This window comes from Thioalkalivibrio sp. AKL9 (genome assembly GCF_000377825.1).
In the GTDB taxonomy this organism is placed as follows: domain Bacteria; phylum Pseudomonadota; class Gammaproteobacteria; order Ectothiorhodospirales; family Ectothiorhodospiraceae; genus Thioalkalivibrio; species Thioalkalivibrio versutus.
The window spans coordinates 18,924-33,373 of sequence record NZ_KB905115.1 but is presented as its reverse complement, the minus strand read 5'-3'; the positions used below and the strand labels follow the sequence as shown (position 1 = coordinate 33,373).

Here is a 14,450-nt window from a genome sequence, read left to right as displayed (position 1 = left end):
TCGCCTGGTGCTGCATGGAGCCTGTTACCGTTACCTCGCGGCCATTGTCCTCCCAAACCACTCTCGATTGAAAGTGTTTTTTCGGATTTTCTTGATGTGCGCCCGGAAAATCGTTTGTTATCCGCCGCTTGAGTCGGATTTTAATTTGGATTCAGGTTCTTATTTCCCACGTGGAAGCGGTTTCAAGGCATTTTCGGCCAGAACCAACGCGCCTCGGGGGACACCGGCCGCACCCTCATGCGCAGGCCGCCCCCTACGCCAAACCATCAAACACCCCCTCCGTTTCCAGCGGCAGCGGGACGTGCAGCGACGCCGCCATCACTCGCAGCAGCTCGACCTCGGCCGGCACCACCTGACCGCCATGGCTGACGGTGGTCACCATCGCCCGTATCAGCGAGTCCTTGTCGCGCATGCGCAGGGTATCCAGCTGTTCCAGCACGCGGTCCAGCACATTCGCCCATGCGCGCGCACCGGCCGCCCCGGTCAGGGCCTCGGGGATCTCCACCGCCAGCGGCAGCGCCCCGTCCAGGCTGCCAATCCCGGCGGTCAGCGCGGCCCGCGCCGCCGCCGGGTCGTCCGGATGGCCATGGTGGGCCAGCACCGCCAGCAGGTAATGCGCGCTCTCCTTGTGGGCGTCCAGCGTGGCAGTCCTGGGGCGGGCCGCCGCGGCAGGATCCTGCACATCCCGCAGCTGGCGGCTCAGCATGCGCCCAAGGGCATACTCGAATACTGCCACCCGGCCATCGGCATGAATCAGCCGCTCGACCAGCCCCTGCAGGCGCGTGCGCTCCTCGGCTGAAAGCCGCCGCAGCATCGGGAATCCCAGCTCCAGAAGCGGCAGGCGCAGGTCCTCGCGCAGCGCAGGTTCCGCTGTCTGCAAACGACGAACGGCCTCTCCGCGCGCCTCCCCCAACGCCTCGGCAATCATCATCAGCTGCCGCTCGCGCACATCCAGGTCCGCATGCAACAGGAGATACAAGACCACCTCGATCGCCCGCGCATCCGAGCGCGCGGCCCAGGCCAGCGGCCCCGGAATCGCAGCAAGCAACATGCCGGCACCGAGAATATGGGTCAGTGCCGGGTGGCCGCCGAGGGCATCCCCCACGGCCTCGGCACCCGGCAGGCGCCCCTCGCGTTCGCGCTGCATGCCGTCCACGGCGCGCTCGTGCACCCGCTGCCGCACCCGGGCATTCAGCTGATCGCGCAGGCGCTGAAGATCCCGGGGCTCGAAATGCGGCTGCAAGGTGCGGATACGATCCAGCAGGGGTGGATGGGTCTCGAAGATCTGGCCGATCGCGTCGCTAGCGAACAGCATGTGAGTGATCTCCTCGGTATTGCCGTTCAACCCGGCATAGCGGGCCGCGACCTTCTTCAGCGCACCGGCCAGGCCGTCCGGCTCGCGGGTGAACTGCACGGCATGGGCATCCGCGAGGTATTCGCGCTGGCGCGAGATGCCGGCCCGGATCCAGCGCGCCAGGGCCAGCCCGACATAGCCCACCACGATCAGGGTCACGCTGAGCACGCCCACCCCGGTGTCGGCCATATCGCCCCTGTGTCGACGCCGGCGCCGCGCCAGCCCGCCCTGCCCCAGCAGCGCCAGGATCTCGATCCCGTAGAGGATTCCGATCAGGCGCATGTTGAGACGCATGTCCCCATTGAGGATATGCCCGAATTCGTGCGCGACCACACCCTTCAGCTCGGCGCGCTCCAGGCTGTCCAGCGCACCGCGGGTCACGGCGATCACCGCATCGTTCGACGCAAAGCCGGCGGCGAAGGCGTTGATGCCCAGATCCTGCTCCAGCACGTAGATCTCGGGTACCGGCACCCCGGAAGCAATGGCCATCTCCTCGACCACGTTGCGCAGCTGCCGCTGTTGCGGGTCCGCGGGATGGCCTTCAACCCGGACGCCCCCCATTTCCAGCGCGATCAGGCGGCCACCGCCATCACGCAGCCGCCAGGCGCGGTAGAGGCTCGCAAGGACGATCAGCCCCGCGGTGATCCCCATGGCCCAGGCCATGGCCGCGGTGCCGCCCCCCATGGCCCAGACGATCAAGCCCAGAGCCCCGACGATCACCAGCACGGCCAGGGCAAACAGCGCCAGCAACCAGCGGGTCCTGCGCTGCGTCTGCTCCTGCTGCGCGAAGAAGTTCACCGCTGTACTCCCACAGGGCTACGCTCCGCGCAGCCCGACGCTTGCGGCTCAACATTCCAGCAAGCGCCGCGCGACCCTCGCTCCGCCCCCCTGGATGCGCCTGAATGATCCATCCCCCTCCTGCCTGCCACGCTCTTGCTCCCTCACTGTAAGCCCGCCATTGGCCGCCGGGCGAGCCGCTCCGTGGTCGACCTTTTCTGCCGGCCAGCCCGCCGCCAGCACCCAGCACCCGGGGCTACGATGTACGCGCCGAACCCAGGTGCCCCGAGAGCGTATCCAGCAAACCATCACGCTGCGCATGCAGCTCGTCCAACCGAACAAGCGCGCGTTCCCCTTGACCCCGTTCGCGGAGTCGCACCAGCTCCCCGACCAGTTCGTGGATCTCCTGATGCCGCTGGAACAGGGTCGCGAGGTCGGCCGGGGAAAGCAGCCCTGAATGCTCCAGGCTGTGTACCAATCCCTCCCGGTCCTCGGCGAGCGGCGGTGGTTGCGGGCTCTGGCCGCGAAGGTAGGCCTCCACCCGCATGACCCAGGCGCGATGGGCAACAGAGGCATACATCAGCGGCATGTCCTCGCGACCAATGCGGGAGAGCCCTGCCCAGTGCGCCGCCGGCCGCCAGTCGCTCACCCAGCCCGGGATCCGATCCGCCGGCATAGGACGAGCAATACCGTAGCCCTGGGCCAGGTCACAGCCGAGGTACAGCAGCATGTCGCCATGCTCAAGGGTCTCGACACCCTCGGCGATGACCCGGCGTCCGAAGGCCTCGGCCAGACTCATCACCCCGTTCAGGATGGCCAGATCCTCCGGGTCCTCCAGGATATCGCGCACGAAGCTCTGATCGACCTTCACGGTCCCCGCAGGCAGACGCTTGAGGTAGGTCAGCGAGGCGTAGCCGGTACCAAAATCGTCCAGCGACACGGCGACACCCAATGCACGGCAGCCCTCGAGACGCCGGGTCACCTCGACCATGTCGCCCAGTGCACTGGTCTCCAGGACCTCCAGCTCGAGACGCCGGGGCGCGATTTCCGGATGCGCCTCCAGGAGCAGCTGCAGGCGTTCGACAAAGTCACTCTGGCGCAGCTGGAAGGCCGCCACGTTGACACTGACCTCCAGGGCCGGGCCGTCCTCGGCCCCCCACTCTTCCATCTGTTTCAGGGCCCGCTCGATGACCCACTCCCCCAGCTCGACGGACAGGGGGTGATTCTCGATTTCGGGCAGGAAGCGGGCAGGCGGCAACAGGCCATGCTCGGGGTGCTGCCAGCGGATCAGGGCCTCGACCCCGATCACCTCGCCCGTGCGCATGTTCACCTTGGGCTGATAGTGCAGCACGAACTCCTCGTCCCCCAGGGCGCGACGGATGTCCTCGATGGTCTCGTGATGGCTGCGGGCCGTCCGGTCGCGCTCGGCATCGAACACGTGAAAACGCCCCTTGCCGGCCAGCTTGGCCTGATACATTGCCTGATCGGCCTGGCGCAACAACTGGTCGGCCTCCAGGTCCTGGCCGGCCTCGGGGTAGAAGGTCACCCCCAGACTGGCGGACACCTGAAGCCGGTCGTCGTCGATGCGTACCGGCTCCGAGGCAGCCCCGAGCAGACGTTTCAGCAAGGGCCCGCAGGCGTAGACACTGTCCACATCCACCAGGACCGCGACGAACTCGTCACCCCCCAGGCGTGAAAGCGTGTCCTCGGCGCGCATCACGCCCTTCATGCGCGCCGCAAGCTCCACCAGCATGCGGTCCCCGGCGGCGTGCCCATGGGTGTCGTTGATGGCCTTGAATCCGTCCAGGTCCAGGTAGACCACCGCCAGGCGCTCGCCATGGCGTTGCGAATGTGCCATGGCCTGATGCAGACGATCCGCCAGGAGTACGCGATTGGGCAGGCCGGTCAACGGATCGTAATGCGCGATCCGTTCCAGCTGTCGCTCGTGATCCTTGAGGGTGGTGATATCGGTCGAGATGCCCAGCAGCCCGACGATCCGTTCCGGATCGATCTCGTCCCGAATCGGGGCCTTGATCTCCAGGTAAACCCGGCGTTGACCGGCAGGATCGACGACTTCGACCTCCTCGGTCGTCTGCTCACCGGAGAGCACCCGGCGGTCGATCTTGTGCAACCGGCGCACGGTTTCCGGGGGAAAGAACCGGTTGTCGTCACTGCCGGGCAGATCCTCCGGGGTCACACCGAACAGCTCCAGGCCGGCGTGGTTGGCAAAGGTGTAGCGGCCCTCTGTGTCCTTCATGTAGATGTAGGAGGACACGTAATCCAGTGCGGCGCGGAAACGCTGGGATTCGGCGTGCGCGGCTCGCAGCGCCAGTTCGTCATTCTTGCGCTCGGTGATGTCGGTATCGGTACCGATCATGCGCAACGGACGCCCATCCTCGGCACGGCTGACGACGATTCCACGGTCCTGAACCCAGATCCAGCGGCCATCCTCGTGCTGCATCCGGTACTCGTTCACGTAACGCGCCCGGCGACCCTCGAGATAGTCCCGCAATGCAGACGTCGCAGCCACACGATCATCCGGATGGACGCGTCTTTCCCACTCGTCCAGGGAGGTCCCGAGGGCGGACTCTTCCACCCCCATGATCTCCGCCCAGCGGGGGGAGAAGTACATCGTGTCCTGTGCGATGTCCCAGTCCCAGAGGCCACCGCCGGAGCCCGCGATGGCAAAGCGCCAGCGGTATTCGCTCTGGCGCAGCTGCTCTCCCTGCTCCCTGAGTTCTTCGGTCAGGCGGGCAGCAATCTGCTCCGCCCGCACCCGGGTGCCGGAGATGGACAGGATCAATCCGAACAGCAGGCCGCTCAGCAACAGCCCCGCGCCCAGCGTCGCCCAGGCGGTGGTATAGGCCACCGCTTCCTGCGAACTCTGATGATCGAACTGCAGGGACCAGATGCGCCCGTTGAATTTGACCTCCCGGGACTGGGCAAACCGGCTGGGCGCCCCGGAGTCGATCTCGCTGTTGCTGAATAGCAACCCCTCCGAATCCACCTCGGGGCCGTCATAGATGCGCAACCCCACGGCCTCGCCTTTCATCACCTCCCAGTCGCCGAGGATGCCGGTCATCAGATCCGTCATGCGGTAGGGACTGTAGGTCCAGCCTTTCAGGGCCTCCGCACGCTGCGCCCGCGTGCTGGTCGGCATCTCCACGCGATAGACCGGTACATACATCAGGGTTCCGGCCTGCACATCGTCCCCGGTCTCCTGCAACAACTGCACCCGACCGGACAACGCGGCGCGACCGGTGTCGCGGGCCTGAATCATCGCCTCGCGGCGCACTGACTCGGAGAACATGTCATAGCCGAAGGCCCGCTGATTACGGGCATCAAACGGTTCGAGAAACACGATGGAGGTGTAGATATCGCGCGGGCCCGGGGGATGCACGGTGTAATCCGGATACCCTTCGGCGCGAATCTCTGCGATATGGGACTCGAGCTCGTCGGGCCGCAGGAGGCGTGTAAAGCCGATCCCCAGCACCCTTTCAAGGGTGTCGGAGACGCGCAACTTGCGCACGTAATCGCGCCATTCCGTCCGCGTGACCGCGTCGGAGGCATCGAACAGCCCGGCCGCCCCGCGCAGAACCAGGGCATAGGCATCCAGGCGTTCCTCGATGCGGATCGTGACCTGATCGGCGGCGAAGGCAAACCGATCGACCGCCTCGCCATCCAGCAACTGCTTGACCTGCACCGCCGCCAGCAGCGACAGCAGCACGCCCAGCATGAGCACCAGGGCGGCGAACGAATACCGGCCGCTTGCATGGGCACGTGGATGAAATAGCGAAAGAAGCTTCAACAAGGCGCCCAGACGCGTGAGGATGCCTAGTTAATCACAAAAAAAGCGCCGATATACAGGGCCCGGTGCCAGGCCAGGGGATCCCCCGCCGCACCCCCGGCGGTTGCCTGGGCCCGCAGGGCAAGCCCCGTTTGCAAAACCCTGCCGGGGGACCCCCACCCTGCCCGGCACGGCCAGCCGGAAATGGTCCCGAACCTGGACTCACCGCCCAGGATCAGTCGCCGGCCACCGTCATGGATTCGATCAGGATGGAACCGGTGTGGATGTTGCCGCGGCGGTCGACGTCGGTGCCCACGGCCGCCATCCGCTGAAACATGTCCTTCAGGTTGCCGGCGATGGTGATCTCCTCCACCGGGAACTGCAGCTCGCCGTTTTCCACCCAGAAGCCGGCGGCCCCGCGGGAATAGTCGCCGGTCACCGGATTCACGCCCTGGCCAATCAGCTCGGTGACCAGGAAACCGGTCCCCATCTCGGCCAGCAGGGCCGCGAAGTCCTTGTCGCCCGGGGCCACGGTCACGTTGCGCGCACCCCCGGCGTTGCCAGTGGCCTCGAGGCCCAGACGCCGCGCGGCGTAGCTGTCGAGGGTATAGCTCTGCAGCACGCCGTCGGCGATCAGCGGGCGGTTGCGGGTGCGCACGCCCTCCCCGTCGAACGGGGCGCTACCCAGCGCGCGCGGCGTCTGCGGGCGTTCCTCGATCTGCATCCACGCGGGGAACACGTTCTCGCCGATGGCGTTCAGCAGGAACGAGCTCTCGCGGTACTGGGACGGACCGGCGATCGCACGGGTGAAACTGCCAATCAGGGTGCGCGCCATCTCCGGGGCAAACAGCACCGGGCAGTTGCGGGTCGACAGCTTGCGCCCGCCCAGCCGGCGCACGGTGCGCTCGGCGGCCTCGCGCCCGACCTGCTCGGCGGCGGTCAGATCCTCCGCGTGGCGTGCGACGGTATAGGCGTAGTCGCGCTGCATGCCTGCTGCGTCGCGCGCCACCAGCGCGCAGGACAGGGAGTGCCGAGTGCTGCGATAGCCGCCCATGAACCCCTGGCTGTCGCCGAGAAACGCAATGGCCCGCCGCGTGCTGACGCTGGCACCCTCGGAGTTCTCGATCCGTTCATCCGCCGCGAAGCCGGCGGCCTCGATGGTACGGGCCAACTCGGTCGCCTCGGCGGCGCTGCAGCCCCAGGGGTGATCCAGGTCAAGGTCGTCCCACTCGCTCGCCTTGAACGCGGGATCGGGCATCCCGGCGTACGGGTCCGGCTCGGTGTAGCGGGCGATGCGACAGGCCGCCTCGACGGTGTCGATCAGGGCCTGGTCACTGAAATCGGTGGTAGAGGCGGCCCCCTTGGACTGGCCGAAATAGACGATCAGCGAAAGACTCTGGTCACGCTCGTGCTCCAGGGTTTCGATCTCGCCCTTGCGCACCCCCAACTCCAGCCCGACGCTGTGACTGACCACGGCCTGGACGTCCGAGGCACCGCGCTCGCGCGCGGCCTCCAGCGTGCGCTGAACCCTCGTCTGCAGGGAGTCCGGCGAATGGGACAGGGCCTGGACCCCGTCTTCCTGGGACACGGGTTCCGGGATGGCGCGTTCGGGAGATGTACTCATGCAGGGTTCCGCTACTCGATGACTGATCTGGGGGCGATACAAGGACACCCCGGGCCGGATGGCCCGGGGAAGGGATGACTAGTCGACCCGGGCGCCGTGCTTGTGGACCGCGCCGGCGTTACCCCAGCGCTCCAGGTCGTCGACGTGCACACCGACCCAGTAGAGCATGCCGACGCTGTCACGCGTCCAGCCACCCACCAAGTCCTGGCCTTCGCTCAGCTCCACGTGGTGGGCGAACTGCTCGGCCTTGTCGCGCGCGCGAAAGACATGCCACTGGACGATCTTGTCGTGGCCATGCCCTTCCGGCAGGGAACGTTCCTGTTCGAGAAAATCGAGATTCATCTGTGCCTCCTTGGTTGCATCGGCCCCGCAGCCCTCAGGCTGCCTGGGTACCGCCCACGGTCATGCCGTCAATACGCAGCGTGGGCTGTCCCACGCCGACCGGCACGCCCTGGCCCTCCTTGCCGCAGGTGCCGACGCCGGAATCGAGCTTCATGTCGTTCCCGATCATCGACACCCGGGTCAGGACATCCGGGCCATTGCCAATCAGGGTCGCACCCTTGACCGGGTACGTCACCTTGCCCTTCTCCACCCGGTAGGCCTCCGAGGCGGAGAACACGAACTTGCCGGAGGTGATATCCACCTGCCCACCACCGAAGTTGACCGCATACAGGCCGTCGTCCACCGAGGCCAGGATCTCTTCCGGATCGGCGTCGCCGCCCAGCATGTAGGTATTGGTCATGCGCGGCATCGGCAGCCGGGCGTAGGACTCGCGGCGGCCATTGCCGGTGGACTGCGTACCCATCAGGCGGGCATTCATCTCGTCCTGCATGTAGCCGCGCAGCACGCCGTCCTCGATCAGCACGGTCTGCTGAGTCGGATTGCCTTCGTCGTCCACGTTCAACGAGCCGCGGCGGCCCTCCAGGGTGCCGTCGTCGACGATGGTGATGCCCTTGGCCGCCACCTGCTCGCCGATGCGTCCGGAGAAGGCCGAGGTCCCCTTGCGGTTGAAGTCGCCCTCCAACCCATGGCCGATCGCCTCGTGCAACAGGATGCCCGGCCAACCGGGCCCGAGCACCACCTTCATGCTGCCGGCCGGCGCGTCGCGCGCATCGAGATTCACCAGGGCCTGGCGCACCGCCTCGCGGGCATAACCGGCGGCGCGGCCATCCTCGCGGAAGTACTGGTAGCCGTGACGACCGCCGCCTCCGGAGGTGCCGGATTCGCGGCGCCCGCCCTGCTCGACGATCACCTGGACGTTCAGGCGCACCAGCGGGCGCACGTCGGTGGTCATCTCGCCGCGGGCATTCAGTACCAGCACCACCTCGTGCACCCCGGCCAGCGAACACATCACCTGGGTCACGCGGGAATCGTCGGCGCGGGCGACGGCATCCACCTCCTTCAGGAGGTCGATCTTGGCCTGCTCGCCCAGCGAATCGAGCGGATTGTCGGGGGCGTACAGCGCCGGCCGCGAGGACGCGCGCGAGGCAACCGCAATGCGCCCGCTCTGCCCGGCACTGGCAATGCTGCGCGCGGTCTTCGCGGCCTCCAGCATGGCCGGCATCGCGATGTCGTCGGAGTAGGCGAACCCGGTCTGCTCGCCGCGCACCACACGGATGCCAACGCCGCGTTCGATGTTGAAGCTGGCGGATTTCACGATGCCGTCCTCCAGCGACCAGCCCTCCTGGCTGGAGAACTGGAAGTAGCAGTCACCGCCATCGATACCGTGACCGAAGGTGGTGCCCAGAAGGGAGCTCAGCTCGCTTTCGCCAAGGCCGGCGGGGTCGAGCAGGGTCTGTTGCGCAAGGCGGTCGATCATGAAGTCCTCTCGGGTTCCGTAAATCCGCTGTTCCGTGTCCATCATGGGGGAGCAGCTGTCGGCCTTCAGTATGGAGCTTGGGGCACGCCGTTCGCTTTCAAGCGCGCGACCGTTGCGGGTATATCGCCACCCTGACCCAGGCCAGGGTGCGGGGTCAGGTGGTTTTAGGGCACGGCAGGCGGCGGTGGTCCACTGCCGGGAAGCTGCTCCGGATGCGCGCGGCCTGGGTCGGGTCCAGGTTCGCCAGCAGTACCCCGGGGTTGCGCTGCAACTGACCGACCACCCGACCCCAGGGGTCTACCAGCGCACTGTGGCCGTAGGTTTCGCGGCCGTTCACGTGGAAGCCGCCCTGGGCCGCCGAGAGCATGTAGTACTGGTTCTCGATTGCGCGCGCCCGCAGCAACACGTCCCAGTGCGCCTGCCCAGTCTGGGCGGTGAAGGCCGCCGGCAGGGCGACCCATTCCGCATTCTGGTCCAGCAGGGCCCGGAACAGCTCGGGGAAGCGCAGGTCGTAGCAGATCGCCAGGCCCATGCGGCCGACCGGCGTATCGACGACCACCACCTGGTCACCCCGCTCGAAGACCTTGGACTCGGTATAGGCCTCGGTGCTGTCCGGCAGGCACACATCGAACAGGTGGATCTTGTCGTAGCGCGCCACCTGCTGCCCGCGGTCGTCAAACACCAGACAGGCCGAACGCACCCGCTCGGAGTCCGGGGTCTGCAGCGGGATGGTCCCGCCAACAATCCACAACCCTAGGCGCCGGGCCTGCTCCGCAAGGAACGCCTGCAGCGGGCCGGCACCATCGGCCACCTCCGCGATCCCGAGGATGTCGGTGTCCTGCATGCCCATGAAGGCAAAGTTCTCCGGCAGGACGGCCAATCGGGCGCCCTTGTCGGCGGCCTCCTGCAGCAGTCGCTTTGCCTCCAGAAGGTTCGCCTGGGGCTGGGGTCCGGAGGCCATCTGGATGGCCGCTACCTGAGTCATGTCGCTCCGATCATCTGGTTACCGGGGCCGGTTATGGCACCCGCAACGCCGATCCCTGCCGGCGTTAGTCGTTGTCAGCCCCATCGGCTCCCGCGGCCGGTTGTACCAGCACGCGCACCTGTGGGTCGTCCCAGGGGCCCGTCACCGAATATTCGACACGGGCCGCCTCTTCTATCTGATCCCCAATCCCCAGCACGCGTTCCGCAAGCAGCACCACGACCCCGGTCACCGGCCCGCCCACCAGCGCCCCGACGATTGGCAGCGCGGTACGCAGGCTGGGCACCACCACGATCTCGTGATCGTAGTCGCGCGCCACCAGCCCGGTGCGACCACTCAGGCGTACGCGCGCCGAGGGCCCTTCCATGCGCAGGGCCGGCACGTAGAGATCACCATCGCGCAGTGTCGCCTCCGCGGTCAGTTCGCTGAAGGTCAGGCCTTCGGTGAACACGTCGCGGAAATCCAGCCGCAGCCGCCGCGGCAACACGTCCAGGCTCACCAGGCCGAGCAGGCGGCCGGCGCCCGGCTCGACATCCGCCAGACGCCCGTCCTCCAGGGAGAGTTCCATGGAGCCCGCCAGCTGCGCGAGGCGCGGGGCATACAGCGGCCCCGGCCAGGTCAGCGACAGCGAACCGTCACCGCTCCCGCCGACCATCGCACGCGACAACCCCGCCGACTCGAGCGCCCGGCCCCAGTCACCGCCGGAGAGGCTCACGTCCAGGCGCGTCTCCGGCAGACCGCCGGTGGTCACCCGCCAGACCCCGACGGCGTCTGCGTGCAGGTCACCTTCCAGGGTCCGCAGCTCCAGGTCCCGGACGACCAGACCGTTCGGCTGCGGCTCCAGCCCCAGCTCGATGTCCGCGAAACGGTAATCCCCCAGCGCCAGGCTGTCGAGGGTCAAGTCCACGGCCGGCCACACGCGCGGGTCCTCGAAGCCCCCGACTGCGACGGGCTTCACCCCGGGATCGGGGTTCGGCTCGCCGTCCCACTCAAGATCCTCCAGGACCAGGTGGCGCACGTGCGCCTCCCAGCGGTCGTGCCCGCCCGCACCCATCGGGCGCCAGCGTGCCTCGCCCGCCAGCCAGTCGGAAGTGGCCTCCAGATCCCAGCCCGCATCCCCGCGTCGACCGAGAAAGCGCACACCGGGAAGGTCCTGCTCGCCCCAGCGGATCCGGTCGCGGATATCCAGTTCCAGGCGGGTCAACGCGACCGCTCCCGCGGTTTCCCCGGCATTCTGGCTGGCCGCGCCCAGATTCACATCGCCGCCCCAGGGGGCCTCGCTCAGGGCCTTGAGCCAAGGGTCGACCGCCAACTCCGGCAGACGCGCCCGCACCGAGACCCCCTCCCCCGGCAAGGCCAGGGCACCCGCCCACGGCGCGCCGATCTCCAGCGCCATCGCCTGCAAACCGATCCCGCGCGCCGCCGTACGCGGCTCGGCACCCCGTACGGCCGGGTCCTCGGGCGCGGCTGCCGGCGACAGACGCAAGTGCGCCCGCAACACCTGACCCAGCGTCAGGTGGCCGATGCCGGCGCCGTCATGCCCGAGCGGCAGCTCCAGCTCCAGCTCGCGGGCCGCAGACGCGGACTTGCCGATCGGCTCCGGCCAGTCGATCGCGACCCCGACCAGGTCTGAGCGCAACTCCAGACGAACCCCGTCCACCGCCGGCCCCAAGCGCAGCTGGGCATCCCAGTGCGCCGAGCCGTCGAGATAGGGCGCAAGCTCCGGGAAGTCCTCCAGCCACGGGGCCAGGGGTTGCGGACCGCGCGCCGTCAACCGCGCCGTCTCGCCATCCAGCGGCCAGTCCGCCCCCAGCGTCACCGTCTCGCCGTGAACCCGCGCGGTGACCCCGTCGGCCGTCACGCGATCCGCAGTATCGAACTCGACCCGTCCCTCCACGGCCTCGAGCATGGTCGGCCAGCCCGAGACCTCGGCGCGGATACCCCGCAGGTCCAGCTCACCGGCGACGCGGGTCTCGGCCATTCGGCCCGCCTGCAGCGGGAGGTTCAGCGACAGACCCAGCCGGGTCGGCCCGTCCAGCCGCGCCTGGTCACGGAGTTCGGCGGCGTCTTCCAGCAGCTCGGCCTGGCGCAGGTAGGCCAGAAGGTCCGCCGCATCGCCCTCTGCCGTGCCTTCCAGTTCGAGGACCGCATGCTCCATGTCCTCGATCCCGATCCGGGTGGCGCGCACCTCGGTGTCCAGAATGCGCCCGCGCGCACCCTCGGCGCGGAAGCTCGCGTTGTGGAACAGGACCCGGCCACTGAGGTCCTCGGCCTGCGGCCAGCCCTCCTGATAGTCGAGGATACCCGCCTCGACATCCGCCCAGAGATCAAACACACCCTCGTCGCCGGCGAACGGGAAGTCTTTCCCGCGCCCGCGATAGGCCATGCCGCCGCCGGAGGACGTGCCCGTAACGATGCTGTCCACCAGCCACTGGTAGGTGTTGTCCGGCAGGTGGTAAAGCGGCAGGTAGCGCGCGGTGTGATCACCGTCGGCACGCAGAATGTCCATCGCAATATCCACCCGGGGTCCGGCCGCGTGACCATCCAGCAGCACCCGCAGGCGGCCGCGAACCGCGGCATGGGCATTGGCGGCATTCAGGCCCTCGCCCGCCAGGCGCCAGTGTCCGGCGTCATCGCGCTCGGCACGCAGCCGTCCGCGCACCGTATCCAGCGGCACCGGATCGGCCAGCACACGCGGCAGGTCGATCTGCAGGTCGCGGCTGTCCAGCAGCAGTTCCACACCGCCACGGCGCCATTGCATATAGCCCGAGGCACCCTGCACCCCAAGCCCGTGATCCCCCGCGCGCCAGCCAAGGTCATGCACGTCGGCCTCCGCCCAGACAGGCTCCAGACGGCCATCCTCGCGGCGGGCCTCCAGCCGGGCGAAGTCCAGGGTGCCGCGCGGATGCAGGTCCGCGATCCGCTCCGCCAACTCGGGCGCCGCATCCTGAAGCAGCGTGAGCAGCGGCGCGTAGGGTTCCACTTCGAGATCGCGCGCGGCCATTTCCACCGCGTCCACCACCAGCCCCTCCGGCTTGCCCTCCAGGCGATAGGCGAGTCGCAGATCGCCGGAACCGGGCTGGGTCCCGCTCCAGGACGAGCGGTGGCGATCCTCCTGCACCCGCCAATCGAAACGATGTCCGATGGCCGGGCCGACCGGTTCCCCGGCCAGATTGAGGGTGGTTTCGTGCTCCCCGCGCAGCCAGGCCATGCGCCCGTCGTCGAGTCCGCCCCACAGACGCAGTGCGGCCGTGCCCTCGGGCGCGGGCCAGCCGAGGTAGGCCAGCCACGGCTGCCAGGCGGTCAGGTCGACCGCATCGGCCCGCAGGAAGAAGCGCGCATCCCGCAAATCCGCTGCGGGGGCCTTCAGCCCCAATTCGAAGTGCCCGCCCGCGGCCTCGCCATCCAGCACCCCTTCGAGGTGCATCCGCAGCGACCCGTCATGCGCGGTGCGCAGGGCGGCCCGGTCCAGTCGCGCATCGGACTCCAGGCCGGCGCTGCGATCGTCCCAGACCAACCGGATGGCCTCGGCCTCGACATCCGGCCACTGCTCCACGGGGAGCGTGAACAAGCGGCCCTCGCCCATGCCAAGCTCGCGACCGTGCAGGGAAAAGCGTCCGTCGGCGTGGCGTACCAAGCGCAGCTCGACGCCCCGAACATGCACTGTGAAGGATGGATGGCGACTACGCAGACTGGCCCCGACGCTCAGCGCGACCCCGAGGTGGTCGATGGCGACCGGTTCACCATCCGGCATCGCCACGCGGACATCGCGCGCCACCAGCGCCGGCGACCAGCCGGTCCAACCGAGCTCGATCCCTGCGGCCGTGACCTCGCGCTCGAGCTGCTCGCTGGCGGTATCCTCCACCCAGGCGTGCAGGCCATCCCAGTGCGGAAGCGCCAGGCGCAGCAGCACGATCACGATGATCAGCGCCAGGAGGGCGCCCAGCGCCACCCTCAGGAGTTGTGACAGGCGTCTCATTTCTCCACCGGGAAGGCGCAATCCGACCCGCCCGGCCGACCGGGACCCGTATCCGTGCTGGGTCCGCACTGGCGATTCATCTTCGCGCCTCTTCCTCCCTGACGGAGACGGGGACCGGGTGCCTGTCT

7 protein-coding genes are annotated in these 14,450 nt (G+C 68.2%); all 7 read right to left on the bottom strand.

Features of this window, described 5'->3' with window-relative positions; translation table 11 throughout:
- Positions 1 to 253: 253 nt before the first annotated feature.
- Complete coding sequence (locus D573_RS0111555; RefSeq protein ID WP_018938763.1) at positions 254 to 2,152, bottom strand: M48 family metalloprotease; 1,899 nt, start codon at positions 2,150 to 2,152, stop codon at positions 254 to 256.
- Between the two features lie 235 nt (positions 2,153 to 2,387).
- Complete coding sequence (locus tag D573_RS0111550) at positions 2,388 to 5,867, bottom strand: EAL domain-containing protein (protein ID WP_018938764.1); 3,480 nt, start codon at positions 5,865 to 5,867, stop codon at positions 2,388 to 2,390.
- A gap of 286 nt (positions 5,868 to 6,153) precedes the next feature.
- Entirely contained in the window at positions 6,154 to 7,542 is a 1,389-nt protein-coding gene (gene pmbA, locus D573_RS0111545) for a metalloprotease PmbA (protein WP_018938765.1), read from the bottom strand.
- A 78-nt stretch (positions 7,543 to 7,620) separates the two neighbouring features.
- Positions 7,621 to 7,884 (bottom strand): hypothetical protein, encoded by a 264-nt coding sequence (locus D573_RS0111540; protein ID WP_018143927.1) that lies wholly within the window; start codon positions 7,882 to 7,884, stop codon positions 7,621 to 7,623.
- Positions 7,885 to 7,918: 34 nt separating this feature from the next.
- Positions 7,919 to 9,361, bottom strand: coding sequence for a metalloprotease TldD (tldD, locus tag D573_RS0111535; protein WP_026287981.1), 1,443 nt, complete (start codon positions 9,359 to 9,361; stop codon positions 7,919 to 7,921).
- Between the two features lie 154 nt (positions 9,362 to 9,515).
- Complete coding sequence (locus tag D573_RS0111530; RefSeq protein ID WP_018176056.1) at positions 9,516 to 10,346, bottom strand: carbon-nitrogen hydrolase family protein; 831 nt, start codon at positions 10,344 to 10,346, stop codon at positions 9,516 to 9,518.
- Positions 10,347 to 10,410: 64 nt separating this feature from the next.
- Positions 10,411 to 14,322: a YhdP family protein gene (locus D573_RS0111525; RefSeq protein WP_038039857.1), complete on the bottom strand. Its 3,912-nt coding sequence runs from the start codon at positions 14,320 to 14,322 to the stop codon at positions 10,411 to 10,413.
- Positions 14,323 to 14,450: the final 128 nt, after the last annotated feature.